Genomic DNA, 23,008 nt, shown 5'->3' on the forward strand with positions numbered 1-23,008 from the left:
AGCCACCTCCAAAACCTTATTAAACCCAGCAATCAGCGTTGTGCGTGCATTGACTTAATTAATTCCAACCAGGATGGCGGAATATAGCCTGTCGCAGCCTGAAACTTTGAAGAGTCCAGCGAACGATTTATAGAAACACTGACATCAGCAATGATATCGATTTCTTTATCATAAACCTTCGCAACTAATTGAAGTAGTGAAAATTTATCAATTGGATCCACAGAAACGTGGTACAGCCCTTTAAGCCCTGAGTTTGTAATTACAAAATCGCGAATAACGCGTGCAAGTTCCACAGTAGGGAGCCCTGAGAAAATAGCCTTCTCATAACCTTTGACCGTACCATTCTGCGAAAGGAACCAATCAACGAGCGAATATTGGCTACCTAGCTCATGACCAATAATCGAAGTTCGAAGAGTTACCGCGTTGGGAGCGGAATGAAGCTCGCCAATATATTTCGATTTTCCGTAAAGATCTTCGGCATCGGAGATATCACTTTCGGTATACAAGCCTTTGCGACCGGAAAAAACACAGTCTGTACTGATATGGATCATACGAGCGCCAGATAGCTCGCACAACTTTGCAATGCGATGCGGTAACATAGCGTTGATAGGAAGGGCTGAAAGGGGGTCTTTTGCGTCCGCCAGTTGCTTGATCAACCCAACACAATTAATCACAACATCCGGGTTGACCTGCGCCAGCACAGCGACAAGCGAATCCTGATCAAGTACATCTACATTACCGATTAACGAACCTTTGGCGCTTTCTGAAAAGTGCTTTGCACCTCCCGGATTGCGTAAGGTGCCCCACACCTCGTGGTTCGAATCACCGTGGAACAACCGAAATACTGCGCTGCCCAGCATTCCGGTAACACCTAGGACGAGAACTTTCATTTTCAAATACCCTTCAATTCGTTGATCCTGTTCCCGAGAATTTCGACCAGACGCTGGCTCTGGCGGCCCATTTCGAAATGCTCAAGGTAGTATTCCCGCCCTGACCGTCCCATACGCTCGCGCTCACGCAAATCCATATGGAAGAGCTGCTCTATACGACTGGCCAGATTTTCAGAGTCCTGCGCGGGGCTGGTAAAACCAGCCTTGGCCTCCTCTATGATTCTGGCACCTTCGCCATCAAGGGCAGCGATGATCGGCCGTCCTGCCGCCAGATAAGCCTGGACTTTACTGGGAATGGTATAGGAGAACGCCTTATCCTGCTTCAACGTCACCAATAAACCTTCGGCACGACTGAAAAAATGTGGCATTTCGCTAGCTGGAAAACGGCCAGCAAGGACAAGATTGTCCAATTTTCTCGATTGCTTTTGACTCTCGATCCAGCTGTACATACTACCACTACCAACCAGCACTATCCTCAGTCCTTCGAGATGCTTTAGCTTCTCCGCTACCTCAACGATTGTTTCGACTGACTGCGCCGTCCCTAAATTCCCGGCAAAAACGAGACAAAAATTTTCATCAAGGTCAGCAAGCAACTCCTCAGGGATTCGAGTATCTTGTAGATCGGAAGATAATTCCTGATATGAGTTCGGATAATAGATAATTTTATCTAAACTAGCGTACTTTGATACGGGAGCCCGAAACGCCTGCGATTGAACGAGAAGAGTATCGACAAAGGAATAAATGCCCTTCACCATATATCCAACAAGTCGCAACGCAAATTTATTACTGACAAACCCAGTAGCACTTAAGCTTTCAGGCCACAGATCTTGCACCCAAACAGCCAAATGACTCTTAAGCTTCCACTTTAAATATATCGCAGGAATAACCGATGTTATGGGTGATGGCGCAAATACAAAGATCGTATCAAAATACTGACCTTTCACAGCTCGAGGGTAATATCTAAGGCCGTTAAAAACGAAAGACAAATAGTTTAGGAACAAATTCTTTGCTCCTGAAACCCCGCGAGCACGAAGCGGCGCGCGACATACAGTCACATCGGACTCATAGCTCTGCTCAACATATCCAGCGGCGCAATAACCATCAAAAATCATACCCTCAGGATAATTTGGCTTGCCAGTTAAAACTTGAACAGTGTGCCCCTGAGCAGCCAAATTTTTAACCAGGTCGTTGATAATAAAAGACTCTGGCCAAAAATACTGAGAGACTACAAGGATTTTCATATATTAATTACCCTCTCCGGAGCTTGGCTTTAGAGCTAACAACTCATGCCAAGTCTTTCTACAGGTATCTGCCCAGTCAAATTTTTCGCTTTGCCTAATCGCAGCAACTGACAAATCGCTTAAAACCTCAGGACTGCTTAACGCCTTGGACAATACGCTACAGATATTCTCCGAATCAAAGGGAGAGAAATAAAGAGCCGCTTCTGCACCGAACTCTGGCATAGGCATGACGTCAGAACATATCATTGGCCGGCCCGAAGCAAGTGCCTCTAAAAGTATATTTGGGCAGTTTTCGCAAGACGAGGCGAATAGATTAAGATAGGCGTGGTGATACAATGGAGGCAAGCCCTGATAGGGAATGGCGCCCAAAAGCAAAACTCGCCCATCTAGACCAAGATCTTTAACCAGCGACCTCACCCGCTCCGCTTCGGGCATATTAGTCTCGCCAACAAGAATCAATGAGAAACGATCACGTAGCTCTTGCGAAAGCTTTCCGTATGCACTTACAACTTCAAAATGATGCTTATAAATATCAAACCTTGAGACATATAAAATATATTCACTTGCAGAAATAAAATCAGGACGAGGAACAACTTTACCATGTGTTCTAAACACCGAGCCAATTCCGTGGGGAATTGTAACTGCATTTTTTACTTTGGTAAGCGACTCTATTACACCTCTGGCATAATCAGAGATAAAAATCGTTAAATCTGCATTAGACATACTCTTCAACATAACTCTATTGAGGAGCCATACACGGATTCTCTGAAGCCCCCACGGAATACTTTGCTGCACGCGGGAGTCGAACGGGATCATATTCCTAAACATCGTAGCTACCTTGCATCCCTTCGGAGGAACGGTAGACACTACGCCACCAGGGCAGAATAGAACATCAGCATTTTCTGCCTTTAATACCCGAGGAAGTATCAGTTTTTCCCAAAGTGTTCGCAAAATAGGGTTTTCGGTGGGCCAGGCAGTCTCTATGCGCCGAATGCTTGGATGAGCAGGTAGATCAAGGTCCTTCGGAGCAAATACCAAAATTTCCAGACCACTAAAATTCGGCATATGCGCAAAAAGGTTAAGCAGGTAAGTCCGCCCCCCACCAAGACGAGCAGAGAATGCATTAACAATAATTTTCATATCTATTTAATTACCCGACATGTACTGAAGACTGATTTTCAAGCCAAGCCTGAAACATCAGAATATTCCACAAATGTAGACTCCTATCATAAGTCTGGTGTAAATGCTGGGACCAAATTAGACGTATCTTCTTACTGTCAAAATACCCTTGACTTTCAAGTTTACGTTCATCCAACAACTCTTCAGCCCACTCCCTTAACTCACCTCGTAACCATTCCGCTAGTGGAACAGAAAAACCCGCTTTGGGTCTTTCAAAGAATGAAGCAGGGACATACTGTTTAAGTACTTCCCGAAGAGGCCACTTGCCAACTCCATTTTTAATCAAGTGATGCGTGGGTAGAGCAAAGGCCAACTCTACTATTCTGTGGTCAAGAAGTGGTGCACGCGTTTCTAAACTAGCACTCATGGCTGCCCGGTCAACTTTTACCAGTAAATCATCAGGCAGATATTGGCCAAAATCCCAACGTCTCATCTCTTCTATGGAATCAGCTCCTTCCTCCCACGGAGAAGCATCTTGCATAAAACTGTCAACCCCCAGAACCAAGTTATCTACACGCTGCCACTGCGACATCAATCCAGTATACATGTCGGCTAACCGCTCAGAAGTCAATAGTTCAGACATTCTGTAAATACGACGACCGTTGACTTTCTTACGAACTCCGGCAGGAAAAAAAGAACAAACACCATCCCAACTCTTTGAAGAAAGAGCCCTCAGTGAGTGAGCTGCCAATCGACGCAATGGCAAAGGCATCAATTCCATGCGACGCCACAATTCGGAAGTAACCTGATATCTTGGATAACCCGCAAAAAGTTCATCACCACCATCACCGGACAATGCGACAGTGACGTGCTCTTTAGTTAACCTGGAAACAAGTACCGTTGGGATTTGTGAAGAATCGGCAAACGGCTCGTCATAGATCGCAGGTAAATCAGGAATTACTTGAAGTGCATCTTTCGCCCCCACATACAATTCCGTATGTTCAGTTCCAAGATGCTTTGAGATAGCCCTTGCATAAGGAGCCTCGTCGAAACTCTTTTCTTCAAACCCGATAGTATACGTATTTATTTTTTTAACACTTTGAGCTTGCATCAATGAAACGACCAAACTGGAGTCGATCCCCCCCGAAAGGAAGGCTCCAATAGGCACATCAGAGACCATCTGACACTTAATTGCGCCCAACAATTTTTCATTGGTAAGATTTACAACGCTTTTTTCGGACGCTGTATTTAGCTGGCGAGTAAGCTCTCGTTGCCCTGTCGTATTAATATGCCAATATGAACGAGGGGTTGGTAGTTCAGAAGATGATTCAATTGAAACATAATGCCCGGGCTTAAGCTTACTAATACCAGTATAGATAGACTTTGGCGCGGGCACATATCCAAATCTAACAAACTGGGAAAGTGCTGACCGATCAATTTCCAAGTTGTCTTTAAATACGGAGTGAATTGCTTTCAACTCAGAAGCAAATACAAACTTATCACCAACGCACCCATAATATAGAGGTTTCTCACCAACTCGGTCTCGCGCCAAAATTATCGATTGCTTTTCGCTATCCCATAACGCAAACGCGAACATACCAACCAAACGTTGCAACGTCAGTTCCAGCCCCCAACATTCGACAGCGGCTAACAATACTTCAGTATCTGAGCCACCCTTCCACGCAACAGAAAAACCTGACTCAACAAGCTCTGCCTTAATTTCTAAAAAATTATATATTTCACCATTGTATGCAATGGTATATCTCCCACTAGGAGAGACCATCGGCTGATGACCGAGTGGAGTGAGATCCAAAATAGCTAAACGTCGGTGCCCGAACGCTACACCGTACCGACTATCCTCCCACACACCAAAGTCATCTGGCCCGCGGTGAAAAATTGGGGAGGTCATTTTTTCAGCTATCTTACTAACACTGCATCCTGAAACCCAAGTTGCAATACCGGCTATCCCACACATAAGAAGCACCAATCCGTAAAGTACAGTTCAACCTTAAGTTAAACAATCCAAGACTTTTATAATACTACATGAAACAACTGAGCATCCATTCAAAGCTCGAAGACCGTCATTTTGGCCGATCAAGCAGCCTTCCATAGCGCAAAAGCAGGCTTGGCCCGGTTGCCACCTCATCTCAGAACGCTGACAACATGCTAGGGCGAGAAATCACAAGCACCTCTCAGCACGTCAGGGAGCCAACAAAGCTGTGCCAGTCTGAGGAATCTTTCTCATCACAAAAAACAGCATCAATACAGGCGAGATATTTATAAGATATCTATAATCTACAACTGGGGAAATTGAATAAACCAAAAAAAATGAACAAATAACGATCGAAGCAAATAATTGCTCACCTTTTCTCAAAAAAACCCACGGCAGGTAAACTGCACTACAAAAGCGATAACCCAATATTAAAATCAAAAACACCAAATATAATCTTGAGAGATAGACACCCCACCCTAATAGTGAGTTATCTACAGCCGCACTGCGGTATAAATCATAAATGTACTGAATTGGCTTTATAACATTTAGTAAAAAAGACCCAATGTAATACTGACTGTTTAGCATCGAAATCCAGGAAGCAACCCCCCCTTCTGAGTAATAACTATGCGAAAGAAGCGTCTCGCTACTTTCGAGATACAGAGCCACGACTGAGCATACAAAATACAAAAAGAAAACCTTGAAAATCATTTTCGACTTACTCTTGCGTGCATTCAGAGTCCCCACCAGAAAAAATGAAAAAGCCAGCACTAAAAAAAACTGCATGCGTATTGGACAAAGTGCCAACAATAGAAACAGATCTAATTTTTTTCGAAACACCAAAAAAGACAAGAGAACTACATAAAACAAAACACCAAAACTGTCCTTGTTAATTAGTATTGAAAACTGCAGTATTGCAAGCAACCCAAGCCAATAAAAAAACGGAAAAAATCTTTTGATTGTATCAAAGCAAAGCAACTCCGCTCGCCAGTAAGCGTAAGTGAGGATGGATATATTGAGAAAAAGGGAAACCGACACCAGGTCAGACATCCCGAGATTAAAAAAAATCGAATAAATAAAACTTACAACATAATTGTTCAACGACGAAACATCAGGCGTCAAATCAAACCCCGTTACTACCCCCTCATAAAATATATGATCAGGTACATTCAAGTAAGAACTATTAGGGGTAAAATAGTAATCAAAATCGAAATAAAATATGGTTTGAAAAAAAGCCAAGACACAAAAAAAAATAAACACCCTAGCCAAAAAAAACAGAGAATTATTGTTATTCATATACCCACATAGACCTCGAGAGCCCCATCACTAAAAACTTGCCTGGCAAAATAAGCGCCAATTCAGTCAATAACATTCAATTACTAATGACCACCAAATTCTATATAAGTTTCGAACTAAAAATACAATTCAACAACAGTTACGTCCAAGCCTTCCTAGCAAAAACCACGAACAAAGCAACCCGCGATCAATGTGATGCTCCTTCGATATTTTCAAGGTATTTTCTGGAAACCTCCTCAATACCAAAGTCACTCAAAACTCCGTTAATCGTATCAAGCGAAATTTTTTCGCTACCCTTGTATCTTTTAAGGAAATTTTGAAGCTCTACGAATTCGCTTGAGTAAAGCTCATCAATAATAATTGCGCCTCCTTCCGCAGCATAAAGATCAAGCAATTTAGAAACATCTTTTCTTGTTTGAGCAATATCTATAATCGGTTTACCAGTCGCTATATATTCAACAATCTTGCTCGGGATCATTGAGCAGTTCGTATTCTCTATATTTACTAAAAAATCGGCACTTCCAATTACCTCGTTAACATGCTCACGTTCTAAAGGACCGTGCCAACTTATAACAGGACTACAAATTGACGCAACATCTACACCGTTGCTTGCACCATAAACATCAAAGACAATACGCAGACCGTTTTTAGCATGTAAAAAACTTGCTAATTTTTCTATAATTTCCGACGCTAAAAAAGGCTCTCTGATGCCCACATGAAAATTACCGATAAATACCAACCTGATCACTGCTGGATCAATTATTCCTTTGATATTCTTATAAACCTTTTCCACATTAGCCATATGCGGGATAATTTGGGCATTATTTATCACCCCAAAAACCGAGAAATAATCATCTTTCGTATTCTGACTTGTAAAGCAAACCTTGCTTGCCTGATTAATAACTAGCGACTCCACCCACCTGTTCACCCCCCCATACAATGAAATATTATTATTTGGCATTGAAATAGATGTTGAAAACGGATCACCATAATCAGCTATCCAAAAAGAACTGTTCTTGGTAACTTTCTTAAATAACATAACAGCAAGATGAGCAGTAAACGTAGGCGAATAACTTACAATCAAGTCATACTTGGTTGATCTACGCTTAAACAACTCTCCTGACACAGAAAAAAACCAGTGCCAAAGACCATCAGGCCAATAGAACCGCCTATAAATCAATCTCAAAATTTGCTTTAATGCTGTAACTAATCTTTTATGCGAGTGTAGATTTTTCGCGCCAGCGTTCTTTTCTGACTGTATTTTTATCGCGCGAAAAAAACCGACCCTTGTTATTTTTTTATTTTTTCCGCGCTCCAAATCTTCGACATTGCCTACCTTCGAGCAAATCACATCAATTTGGAATCCTTTTTCAGCCCAGTACTCTGAAAGCTGAGTCCACCGATATGCGTGAGCGTCCACCATAGGGCTGTAATAATAGTTAACCAACAGTACTTTCAACCGCTTTCTCCTTACTAGCATTCCATATCATCAACAACGCAATAACTAGATAGCCTGCAGCCATACTTAGTAAAGGTCCTAACCCTACGCTGATCAAGTTAAATATAGGAGTAAAAGCGATCATTACCATAAAACCTATAAATACACCTTTAAGCATTACTCGATAGCTATTAAAGGCAAGCAACTGATTTACGGCAACCGTGGAGATTAGGGAAATTGCAGAGCACAGAGAGAGGATAACGAAAGCCGTACGTAGGCCAGGGTACTTCCCACCATCAACATAGGGTATACCCCACCAAATAATAGCAATTGCAACAAACAAACACAGTAACGCTAAAGGCAACACTTTGTAAAACGAATCAACTTGGGACTTTATTATATCTTTCCTATTACAAAACCTAGCTATTACAACTGTATTTACAGCCATTATCGCCATTGAAAATATAGCTTGATACCTCATGGCGGCACCATATGTCGATATCAACGATTCGTTACGCATAACTGTTGCAATAATAAAAGGATAATATGGAATTGCACCACCGATAATAGAATACAGCAATACATCCCCTCTTGAGAGAAAATATCTGGCAGAGGAAACAAACTGCCCGCCAAAAAACTTGATTGACTTCACCGGCACAACAGTTTCACCGGAAATAAAATACAGAAGCGCATTTGCAAAAATTGCTAATAGCGCATATGTAGCTAGTGCAAAAAACCCGTTTGTTATGTAGGGCACATTGGGAAACATAGAAAACTTTGAATAAAGCAAACAAAGCCACGCAGCATTCCTCAACATATCTACGAAAGAGTAGGTAAAAAAACGTTCCTCCCTTTGTTTTCTAATTCGTTGAATTTGATATTTAGTGCATAAGTAAGTCAGAACAAGCGTGAATACAGCGGCGCGTATATCAGCGTGAAAATAAATGTAACCGGAAACACCAACCCCGAACACCAGTATCAAAAAAAAGCTACTTCCCGCCCCCTGCCTTATATAATTGCAGTGATCAGATATATATAGCCTTTCTACAATGCCACCAATTATCTGGTAAGTCATCATGCTCGCTGTGAACACTACACTGAACTGAGCAAACTCACTTATTGATAAATACTTGATCAGAACTAACGAAGCCACCGCAAGGAAAGCTTTCGAAACCCCATCAACAACGAAAAGAACCAACATTGGATTCATAAAGCATTAAGACTCTGCTTGATATACCACGGCATTGTTTGCTTTATACCTTCTTTAATACTAAACTTCGGAATATATCCGAGCGCTTGGTTAGCCTTCGATATATCAGCCAGAGAATGTCGAACATCTCCAGAACGAAAACCCTGATAAACGGGAGAGCAATTGTAAATATGCCCCTGCTCCAGCAACGAATGAGTCAAGTAAACAAACAGTTGATTAAGCGTCGTGCGCTCACCAAACGCAACATTGTAAATATTGTTTTTCGCTTCTTCATCTGCTGTTGCGGCAAGTAAGTTTGCTTGAACAGCGTTCTCAACGAAACAAAAATCACGACTCGTTTCACCGTCACCATTGATCGATATACTGCCCCCGCCAATCATCGATGCCGTCCACTTCGGAATCACAGCAGCGTATGCGCCATTTGGATCCTGTCGCTTACCAAAAACGTTAAAATACCGTAGTCCTATTGTATTAAAGCTATAGGTTCTTGAAAACACCTCAGCATACAACTCGTTAACATACTTCGTAACGGCATATGGTGAGAGAGGTTTACCGATAAAATCCTCCACCTTGGGAAGGCCCGGGTGATCGCCGTATGTAGAACTCGAAGCAGCATAGGTAAAACTCTTAACCTCTGCGTCTCTGGCCGCAACTAACATATTAAGAAATCCATCAATGTTAGTGCTATTGGTTGCGATTGGATCATTGATAGAGCGAGGTACGGAACCTAGAGCGGCTTGATGTAACACATAATCAACAGGAATCGAATTACTTTCGCCTGGTGAATAGAATCTCATGGCTCTGTTACAATCGGCTAGACTCCGAATGTCTCCTTCGATAAAAATGAATCTTTCCCATTGATCGTTAGAAACTAATGTTCTTACCTCATCCAGATTTCGCTGATGACCTGTGGCAAAATTATCAAGCCCTACCACCCGCTGATTGAGGAGAAGAAGCGTTTCAAGTAGGTTTGAGCCAATAAAACCTGCAACACCAGTAACTAACCAAGTTTTCGGGGTTTGACGTAGCTCAATTAACAATTGATCGTAGCGGCTCATCTCTTTTCTCTTCTCAAAATATCAAAAATGCTTGTAGCTGCTTAGTTTTTTGAGGGACACTACAGCTACGTTTTTTTTCATCAAAGACGTAAGTCAGATTGCTCTGCTGTTAGAAGATATTTAAGATCATACAAAACGTGTTCTGTTTTTCCTAAGCTACGGATACTTTCTGAGCCTAGCGCTGCGAACTCCTTATGAGCCACAGCTAGAATAATGCCATCGTAAGCCCCGGTGGTCGGCTCGGTTATTGGAGTAATGTTATACTCATGCTGCGCCTCGGAAGCATTAACCCAAGGGTCAAAAACATCTACGCTTATATTGTATTCCGTCAATTCTTTAATAATATCGATTATTTTAGTATTTCGAAGATCTGGGCAATTCTCTTTAAAAGTCAACCCCATCACCAGAACACGAGCGCCATCGACATGTATACGGCGCTTTACCATGGCCTTAACTAACTGTGAAACTACGTAAGCCCCCATGCTATCGTTCAAGCGTCGTCCAGCCAAAATAATCTCAGGATGATAACCCAACGACTGGGCTTTATGAGTTAAATAATAAGGATCAACACCGATACAATGCCCTCCCACCAACCCTGGGCGGAAAGGCAAAAAATTCCACTTTGTACCCGCTGCTTCCAAAACAGCTTGTGTGTCGATACCCATCTTATTAAAGATGAGCGCCAGTTCATTTATAAGAGCAATATTAAGATCACGCTGAGTGTTTTCTATTACCTTAGCTGCTTCGGCAACTTTTATGCTGCTGGCCTTGTGTGTACCTGCAGTGATAACCTGATTATAAAGATCATCAATAAGATCAGCGATTTCAGGAGTCGATCCTGAAGTAACTTTCTTTATGGTAGTTACCCGATGTTCTTTGTCACCTGGATTAATTCGTTCAGGACTATATCCAGCGTAAAAGTCGACATTAAACCGCAATCCAGATATTCGCTCTAACACAGGAACACAATCTTCTTCTGTTGCGCCAGGATAGACCGTAGATTCATAGATTACGATGTCTCCCTTTTTAAGAACATTCCCGATGGTTTCTGACGCCTTGATCAGAGGCGTAAGATCCGGTTGATTATACTTATCAATCGGAGTTGGGACAGTAACAATATAAGTATTGCAGGATTTCAGCTCGTCCACATTAGAACTATACTTCAACCGTGTTGCTTGCAACAACTCAACGTCACTTACTTCAAGTGTAGAGTCATGACCCGAATTGAGGGCAGTAATGCGAGATTGGTTGATATCAAATCCAACTACAGAGCGGTGTTTACCAAACTCTACAGCGAGAGGCAGACCTACATAACCGAGGCCAATGATAGCTAGTTTAATATCTTCAAGTTGGAGCATAGTAAAAACCTAAATTATCGAATGAATTATGTCTTGTTAAAGCCGAAAATCACCGCCCACAGGGAAGCCCCGCGGGTGACATTCGGAGCACTTAATAAAGTATCGAGATTCAGAGTCCCATTAAAAATATTACGCTGATTACATTTTTCTCGTGCTGGTAGAATTAGAGGTTGAATACACTCCAATCTCCGGAAAAAAGGATTCCCTTCAGCCGATGTTCCACGAAGAGGCTTACCAGGCTTCAAGTACGTGTAAGCTTTTCCGTTGAGGGTCGACTCGACAGCGCTATAGATGACTTTAAGATCCATTATCTTCATTTCTGACTACGCCTGAAAATTAATCTCTTCTCGATACGGCTGCGATCGAAACCGTTCCTCCATTCGCATCCTCCAGACGAGAAAATGAAGGTGAGCGGAACTGCCCATCGTCCCGCACGATGAGCTGGTGTTTGCGCTGCCGAGGTATGCACAATCACATGCGGGTTGATGCTCTATGTTACCCATTTCAACCTGCACCGCGTATCTCCCTCCCTTCGTCAAACAAAAGCTCACGCCTGTTCATTTCTCCGTGCGATCATCGGCTCGTGACACATCAAACATGCTGCCAACCAAAACAGCCCTCAGTGTAACGATTATACGACCTTTGGAGAAAATTCCGTTACTCCAAATCAAGACCGAGAGCCATCATTTTTTGCTTAGAACTGAGCCGTAGCCTGGGATGTCGAAAGTGACCAATGGATGTTGACAGTCGACGAAATTTGACACCGTGCCCATTCAAAGTGTGAAGCATATTGAGATCACCACTAGTATTGGCGGACAAACTAGAGGTGACCTGCACAGATGAAACAATTGGTATCGACTCTACAATTATCAGCCCGACAAAACCCAATATCAAATCTAGTCAAAATTTATTGCGCCTGACTACTATCACGACGATTTGATTTTCTTCTTGAGATAAATATCCTTACGAATGCACACATCAACCCAACACCTATCCCAAGTACCCCCCCAAAAACAGAGATGATAACTTTCTTAGGTTTTATCGGCGAGTCTGGTTGTTTGATCTCCCCATCCTCTCGATACACAGCGACGTCCTCGGCGCGAATGTTCAAACTTTTAAGTAAATTGGAGCTTGATTCGAGCTCGCGCAAATTATCAATAAAGGGATCTTCTGCCTCACGCGTTTCAAGATTTTCGATTTCAGCTTTCAGCGCTTTAGTGCCGCGCATATAAACTAATTGCCCTCCCATACTTCCCGACATTTCAGCAGAAAGGTTGCCGGATATTATCAAAGGTTTCTCTAAGTTGATCGCCTCAGCAATTCTCAATGCCTCTCGCAACTGAATAATCGAGTCTTCACGAGATTTTCGTGCCCTCTCTCGATACATAGCTGTTTGCTGATCAAGGTTGCGGGCTATGCCTTGAGCTTCCCGCTGGGCATTTTGGATGACCTCCTGTTTGGCATTATCTCCAGCTTGCTTAACATACTTACTAGCCCAGTCTGCTGCTTGCTTTGGATCATACGCCAGAGAAGCTACAGAATACCGGTCAGTCAAATCCTTTCCAGGAGGCGCAACTGTGAGCCGTGAGGAAAAATTTGCATACAATACGTCTTGGGGCGCGCGCCTTTCGGCCTCACTCAAAGAGGGCAAATAAACGTCAATGAAAAAATTTCGCCGAAGCGACTCTGACTGTAAATTCCGCAAAAACACATCGTAAATTTCTTTAACGCTAAAGGGCGCTAAATCATTACTCCGAGTACGACCTATATTAAAACTAACTATTTGACTTTGCTTTGGAGGTAAAATGTAAACTTTAGCTTCGTACACTGGAACACTAAAATAAGCGTATAGTATCGCAACCAAGGAAAAAATACCCGCAACACCAAGAATCAACCAGCCTTGAGAAAAAATGTCTTGGAGAGTTTCAAAAATATCAACCTCATCGTTACGAGTATATTGTCTTTGGTTAGTTGGCATAATACCGCAGCACCTTATCTTTTAATGTTTGCCCAACGAAATCAGCATTACTGAGATATTGGCATAACAAGTTTAATAGTCGCACCCTACACAGTTTCACTTTGTAGAGCTTTCCGCGCCAAACAACTCGTCATTTATAATATCATTATTCTTTTTAACCTTTAGGCACCTGTCAATTTATGCCGACGAGCCAACTTTAATCGTTGACGCGCTTTGAGAACGGTACCAATAAGTGGCCCAATAACCATACCAAGCAGTATTGCAAGCACTACGACCAACGAAACAGGGAGCTCCGGAGAGCGCCACCCAAGCAGCATCAAAGTAAGCGGGCGCTGATTCTCAAGTACAAAACCAACGACAGCCAGAGCGCTAAGCAAGAGAATTAAAATAATAATTACGCGATTAACCTGGCGCATCTCCGCCCCTTTAGCTCAAACATTCAAACACCGTCCAGCTCTTCATCCTCATTAACCCGATCCCTCAACTCCTTACCCGGCTTGAAATGCGGAACGAACTTGCCGTCGAGACTGACAGACTGGCCGGTTTTCGGATTGCGCCCTACCCGCGGTGCGCGGTAGTGCAGAGAGAAGCTGCCAAACCCCCGGATTTCGATACGATCCCCGGTAGCCAGACATTGGGACATTTGCTCAAGCATGGTCTTGATGGCCAGCTCCACATCCTTGGATGAGAGCAGCCCTTGATGGGTGACAATTCGTTCGATCAACTCCGACTTCGTCATATTTTTCCCTTCTTTTTCAAGCAGCTAGATCAGCGCTCCAAAGGTTTTAGCATGCCTGAACGATTTTGAACAGCCTGACTTTTGCCATCCATCCCAGCCTGCCAAAATGCTTGATTCCTGGAACGGGAAGACTCTGGGCGATCCCCCTGTCATCGGCAAATCACCAACATAGTGCGCGTCAGGAAACCTGCCGGGTTGAACCCAAAAAGCCCCCCGTCCTCCTCTTCCTTGAGATCATCAGACCTTGCCACAACCTGGTAGCCCGTCCCCTTGCATTCCCTGGCCGCACGCTTGTGACACTTCTCCCATTTCGAACCGAGCCCCGAACAATCGACCTCAATACCGCTAACCCCACGCACTACGTGAGTTTTGGCGTTAGTGGTACAACCCGCCAATGCCAGCACTGCTACTGCGACAATGAGCTTGTTCATTCACGTCCTTTTGCCAGAAAACCTATCGGGCGATCATTAGCCTCAGGCTAAAGACTAGCTGCAAATAAGCGCTTGATCCGACTAAACAATCAGACCTCCTTTCGGCCTTTTTGGTTCACACCCCAAGCGACTACATCCGCAGGTAACTCACCAAACGCCAGGCACAAAAAAGGGCGACCGAAGTCGCCCTTTTTTACAGAAAGTCAGAACTTAGTTCTGCTTTTCCATTTGTGCACGCAGCAGGTCACCCAGAGTGGTGGCCACAGGAGCATCAGTAGCTACTGGCTTGTCGCGCAGGCTCTGGATTGCTTCTTTCTCGTCTTCAACGTCTTTCGACTTGATCGAGAGCTGAATTACACGGCTCTTGCGGTCAACGCTGATGATCTTGGCTTCTACTTCTTCGCCTTCTTTCAGAACGTTGCGCGCGTCTTCAACGCGGTCACGGCTGATTTCGGAGGCTTTCAGAGTCGCTTCGATATCGTCGGCCAGAGTGATGATGGCGCCTTTAGCGTCAACTTCCTTCACGATGCCTTTAACGATGGCGCCTTTGTCGTTCTCTTGAACGTACTCGGAGAACGGATCGCTTTCCAGTTGCTTGATACCCAGGGAGATGCGCTCGCGCTCTGGGTCAACCGACAGGATAACGGTGTCCAGCTCGTCGCCCTTCTTGAAGCGGCGAACGGCTTCTTCGCCCACTTCGTTCCAAGAGATGTCGGACAGGTGAACCAGACCGTCGATGCCGCCGTCCAGACCAATGAAGATACCGAAATCGGTGATCGACTTGATGGTGCCGGAGATTTTATCGCCCTTGTTGAACTGGCCAGAGAAATCTTCCCATGGGTTAGATTTGCACTGCTTGATGCCCAGGGAGATACGACGACGCTCTTCGTCGATGTCCAGAACCATGACTTCCACTTCGTCGCCGACTTGTACGACTTTCGAAGGGTGGATGTTCTTGTTGGTCCAGTCCATTTCGGAAACGTGTACCAGACCTTCAACGCCTTCTTCCAGCTCAGCGAAGCAGCCGTAGTCGGTCAGGTTGGTTACACGCGCGGTAACGCGAGTGCTTTCTGGGTAACGGGCTTTGATAGCAACCCATGGATCTTCGCCCAGTTGCTTCAGGCCCAGGGAAACACGATTGCGCTCGCGATCGTACTTCAGAACCTTGACATCGATCTCGTCGCCAACGTTGACGATTTCGGAAGGATGCTTGATACGCTTCCAAGCCATGTCGGTAATGTGCAGCAGGCCATCGACGCCACCCAGATCGACGAATGCGCCGTAATCGGTGAGGTTCTTGACGATACCTTTGACTTGTTGGCCTTCCTGCAGGGATTCCAGCAGAGCTTCGCGCTCGGCGGAGTTCTCGGCTTCCAGGACGCTACGACGGGAAACGACAACGTTGTTGCGCTTCTGGTCCAGCTTGATGACCTTGAATTCCAGCTCTTTGCCTTCCAGGTGCGTGGTGTCGCGCACTGGACGGACGTCAACCAGAGAACCTGGCAGGAACGCACGGATGCCGTTAACGTCGACAGTGAAGCCGCCTTTAACCTTACCGTTGATAACGCCCTTGACCACTTCTTCGGCTGCGAAGGCTGCTTCCAGAACAATCCAGCATTCAGCGCGCTTGGCTTTTTCACGGGACAGCTTGGTTTCACCAAAGCCGTCTTCAACCGAGTCCAGAGCAACGTGAACTTCGTCACCGACGTTGATGTTCAGTTCGCCAGCGTCGTTGTAGAACTGCTCAAGCGGGATGAGTGCTTCAGACTTCAGGCCAGCGTGAACGGTTACCCAGCGAGCCTGGTAATCGATATCAACGATAACACCGGTGATGATGGAGCCTGCCTGAAGGTTCAGGGTTTTTAGGCTTTCTTCAAAGAGTTCCGCAAAGCTTTCGCTCATTTTAATTCCTGTCGATGAGGGCGAAGAATACGCCCATCTCCACACCCCAGACGGTGTGGGTTAGTTTCATTTAAAAGAAGCCACCGCAGGACTATGACTGGTCCCCTGCGGCCTTCTTGGTCACCCGGCGATATCGCGAATGGCGATCTCGCTCATGATGCGTTCCAGCACCTGGTCGATGGATAATTCCGTGGAATCCAGCTGTATGGCGTCAGCCGCCGGTTTGAGCGGGGCTACCGCTCGCTGGGTGTCACGCTCATCGCGCGCACGTATCTCATCTAGCAGACTCGACAGACTAACACCCTCGACCTTGCCCTTCAACTGCAAATATCGACGGCGTGCCCGCTCCTCGGCGCTGGCGGTCAGAAAAATCTTCAGCGGCGCGTCTGGAAAAACCACTGTGCCCATGTCGCGACCATCCGCCACAAGGCCCGGCGCTTCCTGAAAAGCCCGCTGGCGCTGCAGCAGCGCCTCGCGTACAGCGGGCAGCGCAGCCACCTGGGAAGCGCCGGAACCGACGCTTTCGGTGCGAATGACATCGCTGACTTCATCACCTTCCAGAATGATGCGTTGCAACTGACCGTCCGTCGCCGCGATGAACTGCACATCCAGATGAGCGGCGAGTTTCTTCAGCAGCTCTTCATTGGTCAGGTCGACACCATGGTTATGCGCGGCGAAGGCCAGCAATCGGTACAGCGCACCGGAATCCAGCAGGTTCCAGCCCAGGCGCTTGGCCAGAATCCCGGCTACCGTGCCCTTGCCCGAACCGCTTGGCCCATCGATGGTGATGACCGGTGCAATGCTGATCACGACTGTGCCTCTTGTGCCACGCGAATACCGACCTGTGCGCACAGCGCCAGGAAATTCGGGAACGACGTCGCGACGTTGGCGCAATCATGAATGCGGATCGGTGCACTGGCGCGCAGCGAAGCAACGCTGAACGCCATGGCGATACGGTGATCACCATGACCGTGTACTTCACCGCCGCCGATCTGGCCGCCGTCGATGATGATGCCATCCGGGGTTGGCTCGCACTTGACGCCCAGCGCCAGCAAACCATCCGCCATGACCTGGATGCGATCCGACTCCTTGACCCGTAGCTCTTCGGCGCCACGCAACACGGTGCGCCCTTCGGCACAGGCGGCGGCGACGAACAGCACCGGGAACTCGTCGATCGCCAGCGGAACCAGCGCCTCGGGAATCTCGATACCTTTGAGTTTAGCTGCACGTACGCGCAAGTCTGCTACCGGCTCGCCACCCACTTCACGCTGGTTTTCCAGGGTGATGTCGGCGCCCATCAGGCGCAGGATGTCGATCACACCGGTACGGGTCGGGTTGATGCCGACGTGTTCCAGCACCAGCTCCGAACCTTCGGCGATCGATGCCGCCACCAGGAAGAACGCCGAGGACGAAATATCACCCGGGACTTCAATGTGGGTCGCGGTCAGTTTGTTGCCGGACTCGACCGATGCGGTCGCGCCGTTGACCGTTACCGGGTAGCCGAAGCCACGCAGCATGCGCTCGGTATGGTCGCGGGTCGGAGCAGGCTCGGTAACCGTGGTCTTGCCTTCGGCATACAGACCGGCCAGCAGCAGGCAGGACTTAACCTGGGCACTGGCCATCGGCATGGTGTAGGTCAGGCCCTTGAGCTTGTTGCCACCGCGAATGGTCATCGGCGGACGACCTTCGGCGGCGGTTTCGATCACCGCGCCCATTTCACGCAGCGGATTGGCCACGCGATTCATCGGGCGCTTGGACAGCGAAGCGTCGCCGGTCAGGGTGCTGTCGAAGTTCTGCGCAGCCAGCAGGCCGGACAGCAGGCGCATCGAAGTACCGGAGTTGCCCAGGTAGATCGGGCCCGGCGCCGGCTTCAGGCCATGCAGGCCGACGCCGTGAATGGTCACGCGACCGTGGTGAGGACCTTCGATCACGACACCCATGTCACGGAAAGCCTGCAAGGTCGCCAGGGCATCTTCGCCCTCGAGGAAGCCTTCGACTTCGGTGACGCCTTCGGCCAGGGAGCCAAGCATGATCGAACGGTGGGAAATCGATTTGTCACCCGGTACGCGAATCCGACCGGACAGGCGGCCACCAGGTTGAGCCAGGAAAATCAGATCGTTGGAATTCATAGCGTCCACATAGGCCCTGCGGGCCAGGATTTTACTGAAATGCTCGCGGGCAACCCGGGCGCGAGTGAAAACGCCCAACAATTGGTGCCCATCCCCTGCATCGACCGCGTCGCGCAAGGCGTCGAGATCGCTGCGAAATGTATCGAGTGTGCGCAGGACAGCTTCGCGGTTGGCGAGGAAGATGTCATGCCACATGACCGGGTCGCTTCCGGCGATTCTTGTGAAATCGCGGAAACCGCCCGCAGCGTAACGGAAGATCTCAAGATTTTCATTGCGCTTGGCCAACGAATCGACCAAGCCGAACGCCAGCAAGTGCGGCAGATGACTAGTCGCCGCCAAGACCTCGTCGTGACGCTCGACCTGCATGTGCTCGACATCGGCACCCAGCTCGCGCCACAAACGGTCGACGACCGCCAGGGCTGCCGGATCGGTTTGCTCCAGCGGCGTCAGGATCACTTTGTGGCGACGGAACAGTTCGGCGTTGGAGGCTTCCACCCCGCTTTGCTCCGAACCGGCAATCGGGTGCCCCGGCACGAAGCATGGCGGCATCATGCCAAATGCTTCAGTGGCCGCACGCACCACATTGCCCTTGGCACTGCCGACGTCGGTCAGGATCGCCTGCCCCAGATCCATGCCCGCCAGACGCGCGAGCACTTTTTCCATGGCCAGGATCGGCACCGCCAGCTGAATGACATCGGCGCCCTGACAAGCAACGCCCAGGTCTTCCTCGCAGCGATCCACCACACCCAGCTCGACCGCGAGCTTACGCGATTGCGGATCGAGATCGACCCCGACCACTTCGCGGCACAGACCGCTTTCACGCAAACCCTTGGCAAACGAACCGCCGATCAAGCCGAGACCGACCACCACCAGGCGACCGATCATAGGTTCAGCAGATTGCAGTGCAGTGACATCAACCACGAGCCAGAACCTTGGTCAGCGCTTCCAGGAAACGGCTGTTCTCTGCCGGCAGGCCAATGGTGATGCGCAGGTGGTTCGGCATGCCGTAGTTGGCTACCGGACGCACGATCACGCCCTCACGAAGCAAGCCCTGGAACACCGGGGCCGCGACTTGACCGAGATCGACGCAAATGAAATTGCCCTTGGACGGAATCCAGCTCAGCCCCAGCTCACGGAAACCGGCTTCCAGTTGCTGCATACCGGACTCGTTCAACTGGCGGCTTTGCGCCAGATACTCTTCGTCCTTCAACGCCGCACAGGCCGCGGCCAGGGCCAGGCTGTTGACGTTGAACGGCTGGCGTACACGGTTCAGCACGTCGGCGACCACCGCCGTGGACAAGCCATAACCTACGCGCAGTGCCGCCAGGCCATAGGCCTTGGAGAAGGTACGGGAAACCAGCAGGTTCGGATAAGCCGCCAGGAAGTCCAGGCCATCCGGCAGATCGCTGCCTTCGGCGTATTCGATGTAAGCCTCATCCAGTACGACCAGCACATGCTCCGGCACATCCTGCAGGAACTCGTCCAGCGCCTCGGCGTCGAACCAGGTCCCGGTCGGGTTGTTCGGGTTGGCGATGAACACCACGCGGGTGTTGGCATCGATTGCCGCCAACATGGCGGGCAGGTCGTGCCCCCAATCCTTGGCCGGAACTACCTTGGCCTGTGCGCCGACCGCCTGAGTGGCAATCGGGTAGACCGCGAACGCATGCTCGCTGAACACGGCATTCAGGCCCGGCGCCAGATAAGCACGTGCAACCAGCTCCAGGATGTCGTTGGAACCGTTGCCCAGCGTGACCTGGTTGAGTTCGACGCGGCACTGCTCGGCCAACAGGCTCTTGAGCGCAAAACCGTTGCCGTCCGGATAACGGGTCAGCTCGGGCAGCGCATCGCGGATCGCCGCCAGCGCCTTGGGACCAGCGCCCAGCGGGTTTTCGTTGCTCGCCAGTTTGACGATGCTGGCTGGATCGAGGTCCAGCTCACGCGCCAGTTCGTCCACGGGCTTGCCCGGAACGTAAGGCGAAAGTTGTTGCACGCCCGGCTGTGCCAGAGCGAGGAAATTGCCACTCATTTGCTACCGCCCCTTAGAGAACTGCTTTCGGGTAGGAACCCAGCACTTTGAGTGCCACTGCTTCCTGACTGATCTTTTCCAGCACACCTTTGACCAGCGGGTCGCGGTGGTGGCCGACGAAGTCGATGAAGAACACATAGGTCCATTTACCGCTGCGCGACGGACGAGTCTCGATTCGCGTCAGGTCGATGCCATTGTCGTGGAACGGCACCAGCAACTCGTGAAGCGCACCCGGCTTGTTGCTCATGGAAACAATGATCGAAGTCTTGTCATCGCCGGTCGGCGGCACTTCCTGATTACCGATCATGAGGAAGCGCGTGGAGTTATCCGGACGATCCTCGATTTTCTCGGCCAGACGGGTCAAGCCGTACAGGCCGGCCGCCATGTCGCCGGCAATCGCCGCCGAGTTCCACTCACCCTTGACCCGCTTGGCCGCTTCAGCGTTGCTGGACACCGCCACGCGCTCGACATTCGGGTAATGGGCGTCCAGCCACTTGCGGCACTGGGCCAGGGACTGGGCGTGGGAGTAGATGCGGCTGATGCTGTCGGTCTTGGTGTTTTCACCGACCAACAGGTGATGGTGGATACGCAGCTCGACTTCGCCGCAGATCACCATGTCATGCTCCAGGAAGCTGTCGAGGGTGTGGTTGACCGCGCCTTCGGTGGAGTTCTCCACCGGCACCACGCCAAAATTCACCGCCCCCGCCGCCACTTCACGGAACACTTCGTCGATCGCCGCCATCGGCTTGCTGATCACCGCGTGGCCGAAGTGCTTCATGGCCGCCGCCTGGGTGAACGTACCTTCAGGGCCGAGGTAAGCCACTTTCAGTGGCTGCTCGAGCGCCAGGCACGAAGACATGATTTCGCGGAACAATCGCGCCATCTCTTCGTTGCCCAGCGGCCCCTGGTTGCGCTCCATGACACGTTTGAGCACCTGAGCTTCGCGCTCAGGACGATAGAACACCGGCACTTCGCCTTCGGCCAGCGAGGCCATCTTTACTCGCGCGACTTCCTGGGCGCAGCGCGCACGCTCACTGATCAGCTCCAGGACCTTTTCGTCCAGGGCATCAATGCGCAGGCGCAGTGCCTTGAGTTCTTGCTCAGACATTAGCCGTGTTCCTTCTCGAACTCTGCCATGTACGAAATCAGCGCATTGACGGCGTTGATGTCGACGGCGTTATAGATGGAGGCGCGCATGCCGCCCACGGAACGGTGACCCTTGAGGTTCAACAGGCCACGCTCGTCGGCACCAGCCAGGAACGGCTTGTCCAGGCGATCATCAGCCAGGCGGAACGGCACGTTCATCCACGAGCGGTCCGACTTGTTGATCGGGTTGCTGTACAGGCCGCTGGCATCGATGAAACCGTACAGTGTGCGCTGCTTGACTTCGTTGAGCTTGCCGATGGCTTCGACACCGCCCTGCTCCTTGAGCCACTCGAACACCAGGCCGGACAGGTACCAGGCCAGGGTCGGCGGGGTGTTGTACATCGAACCGTTATCGGCCGCGACCTTGTAGTTGAGCATAGTCGGGCACAGGGAGCGGGCCTTGCCCAGCAGGTCTTCGCGAACGATGTTGACCACGATACCGCTCGGGCCGATGTTTTTCTGCGCACCGGCGTAGATCATGCCGAAGCGCGAAACATCCACCGGGCGCGACAGGATGTCCGAGGACATGTCGGCGACCAGCGGAACATCACCGGTTTCCGGAATCCATTGGAATTCCAGGCCGCCGATGGTTTCGTTCGGCGCGTAGTGGACGTAGGCCGCGTCTTTCGAGAGCTTCCATTCGTTCTGGCCGGGAATAGCGAAATAGTCGTAAGGCTTGGCGGTGCCGGCAACGTTGACGTGGCCGTAGCGCGACGCTTCTTCGATGGCTTTCTGCGACCAGATACCGGTGTCGATATAGTCGGCCGAGCCGTTTTCCGGCAACAGGTTCAGAGGAATCTGGGCAAATTGCTGGCTGGCGCCACCTTGCAGAAACAGCACTTTATAGTTCGAGGGGATATTCAGCAGATCACGCAGATCCTGCTCGGCCTTGGTGGCGATGGACACGAACTCATCGCTGCGATGGCTCATTTCCATGACCGACAGACCCTTGCCGTGCCAGTCGAGGAGTTCACCCTGGGCGCGCTGCAGGACAGCTTCGGGAAGCGCCGCAGGACCGGCACAGAAGTTATAGGCTCTCTTGCTCACATCCAATCTC

19 protein-coding genes are annotated in these 23,008 nt (G+C 49.0%); all 19 read right to left on the reverse strand.

The window, feature by feature from the left end; translation table 11 throughout:
• Nucleotides 1-32: 32 nt before the first annotated feature.
• The 19 genes from AC3IX1_RS20645 to serC all read right to left on the reverse strand — a co-directional run bounded on the left by AC3IX1_RS20645 (nt 33) and on the right by serC (nt 22,998).
• On the reverse strand, nt 33-890 hold the full coding sequence (locus tag AC3IX1_RS20645; protein ID WP_489385617.1) for a dTDP-4-dehydrorhamnose reductase family protein: 858 nt from the start codon (nt 888-890) through the stop codon (nt 33-35).
• Between the two features lie 2 nt (nt 891-892).
• The gene (locus AC3IX1_RS20650; RefSeq protein ID WP_489385618.1) at nt 893-2,131 is read right to left on the reverse strand and encodes a glycosyltransferase family 4 protein; all 1,239 of its coding nucleotides are present in this window, start codon (nt 2,129-2,131) and stop codon (nt 893-895) included.
• A 3-nt stretch (nt 2,132-2,134) separates the two neighbouring features.
• On the reverse strand, nt 2,135-3,271 hold the full coding sequence (locus tag AC3IX1_RS20655; RefSeq protein ID WP_489385619.1) for a glycosyltransferase family 4 protein: 1,137 nt from the start codon (nt 3,269-3,271) through the stop codon (nt 2,135-2,137).
• 10 nt (nt 3,272-3,281) lie between these two features.
• Nucleotides 3,282-5,225 carry an asparagine synthase (glutamine-hydrolyzing) gene (gene asnB / locus AC3IX1_RS20660; protein ID WP_489385620.1) on the reverse strand — a complete coding sequence of 648 codons (1,944 nt, stop codon included), beginning with the start codon at nt 5,223-5,225 and terminating at the stop codon, nt 3,282-3,284.
• A 225-nt stretch (nt 5,226-5,450) separates the two neighbouring features.
• A complete protein-coding gene (locus AC3IX1_RS20665) occupies nt 5,451-6,536 on the reverse strand; it encodes a hypothetical protein (RefSeq protein ID WP_489385621.1) in 1,086 nt (361 codons plus the stop codon).
• Between the two features lie 187 nt (nt 6,537-6,723).
• A complete protein-coding gene (locus tag AC3IX1_RS20670; protein WP_489385622.1) occupies nt 6,724-7,995 on the reverse strand; it encodes a glycosyltransferase family protein in 1,272 nt (423 codons plus the stop codon).
• The gene (locus AC3IX1_RS20675) at nt 7,976-9,184 is read right to left on the reverse strand and encodes a hypothetical protein (RefSeq protein WP_489385623.1); all 1,209 of its coding nucleotides are present in this window, start codon (nt 9,182-9,184) and stop codon (nt 7,976-7,978) included. The genes AC3IX1_RS20670 and AC3IX1_RS20675 overlap by 20 nt, the downstream gene beginning before the upstream one ends.
• Nucleotides 9,181-10,242, reverse strand: a complete 1,062-nt coding sequence (locus AC3IX1_RS20680; RefSeq protein WP_489385624.1) for an NAD-dependent epimerase/dehydratase family protein — start codon at nt 10,240-10,242, stop codon at nt 9,181-9,183. Before AC3IX1_RS20680 ends, AC3IX1_RS20675 begins: the two co-directional genes overlap by 4 nt.
• Before the next feature lie 80 nt (nt 10,243-10,322).
• Nucleotides 10,323-11,600 (reverse strand): Vi polysaccharide biosynthesis UDP-N-acetylglucosamine C-6 dehydrogenase TviB, encoded by a 1,278-nt coding sequence (gene tviB, locus AC3IX1_RS20685; protein ID WP_489385625.1) that lies wholly within the window; start codon nt 11,598-11,600, stop codon nt 10,323-10,325.
• Between the two features lie 907 nt (nt 11,601-12,507).
• Nucleotides 12,508-13,578 (reverse strand): LPS O-antigen chain length determinant protein WzzB, encoded by a 1,071-nt coding sequence (locus tag AC3IX1_RS20690; RefSeq protein ID WP_489385626.1) that lies wholly within the window; start codon nt 13,576-13,578, stop codon nt 12,508-12,510.
• A gap of 161 nt (nt 13,579-13,739) precedes the next feature.
• Nucleotides 13,740-13,994 carry a lipopolysaccharide assembly protein LapA domain-containing protein gene (locus AC3IX1_RS20695; RefSeq protein ID WP_489385627.1) on the reverse strand — a complete coding sequence of 85 codons (255 nt, stop codon included), beginning with the start codon at nt 13,992-13,994 and terminating at the stop codon, nt 13,740-13,742.
• A 23-nt stretch (nt 13,995-14,017) separates the two neighbouring features.
• Nucleotides 14,018-14,317 carry an integration host factor subunit beta gene (gene ihfB / locus AC3IX1_RS20700; protein ID WP_489385628.1) on the reverse strand — a complete coding sequence of 100 codons (300 nt, stop codon included), beginning with the start codon at nt 14,315-14,317 and terminating at the stop codon, nt 14,018-14,020.
• A gap of 149 nt (nt 14,318-14,466) precedes the next feature.
• Nucleotides 14,467-14,748 carry a hypothetical protein gene (locus AC3IX1_RS20705; RefSeq protein ID WP_489385629.1) on the reverse strand — a complete coding sequence of 94 codons (282 nt, stop codon included), beginning with the start codon at nt 14,746-14,748 and terminating at the stop codon, nt 14,467-14,469.
• A gap of 210 nt (nt 14,749-14,958) precedes the next feature.
• Nucleotides 14,959-16,650, reverse strand: coding sequence for a 30S ribosomal protein S1 (rpsA, locus tag AC3IX1_RS20710; RefSeq protein WP_007973639.1), 1,692 nt, complete (start codon nt 16,648-16,650; stop codon nt 14,959-14,961).
• A gap of 120 nt (nt 16,651-16,770) precedes the next feature.
• On the reverse strand, nt 16,771-17,460 hold the full coding sequence (gene cmk, locus AC3IX1_RS20715; RefSeq protein ID WP_008049002.1) for a (d)CMP kinase: 690 nt from the start codon (nt 17,458-17,460) through the stop codon (nt 16,771-16,773).
• The gene (locus tag AC3IX1_RS20720) at nt 17,457-19,664 is read right to left on the reverse strand and encodes a bifunctional prephenate dehydrogenase/3-phosphoshikimate 1-carboxyvinyltransferase (RefSeq protein WP_489388768.1); all 2,208 of its coding nucleotides are present in this window, start codon (nt 19,662-19,664) and stop codon (nt 17,457-17,459) included. The genes cmk and AC3IX1_RS20720 overlap by 4 nt, the downstream gene beginning before the upstream one ends.
• 28 nt (nt 19,665-19,692) lie before the next feature.
• Entirely contained in the window at nt 19,693-20,805 is a 1,113-nt protein-coding gene (gene hisC, locus AC3IX1_RS20725) for a histidinol-phosphate transaminase (RefSeq protein WP_489385630.1), read from the reverse strand.
• A 13-nt stretch (nt 20,806-20,818) separates the two neighbouring features.
• A complete protein-coding gene (pheA, locus tag AC3IX1_RS20730; RefSeq protein WP_007939916.1) occupies nt 20,819-21,913 on the reverse strand; it encodes a prephenate dehydratase in 1,095 nt (364 codons plus the stop codon).
• The gene (serC, locus tag AC3IX1_RS20735) at nt 21,913-22,998 is read right to left on the reverse strand and encodes a 3-phosphoserine/phosphohydroxythreonine transaminase (protein WP_489385631.1); all 1,086 of its coding nucleotides are present in this window, start codon (nt 22,996-22,998) and stop codon (nt 21,913-21,915) included. Before serC ends, pheA begins: the two co-directional genes overlap by 1 nt.
• Between the last annotated feature and the right edge of the window lie 10 nt (nt 22,999-23,008).

The organism is Pseudomonas sp. KH_046_2 (assembly GCF_057838985.1).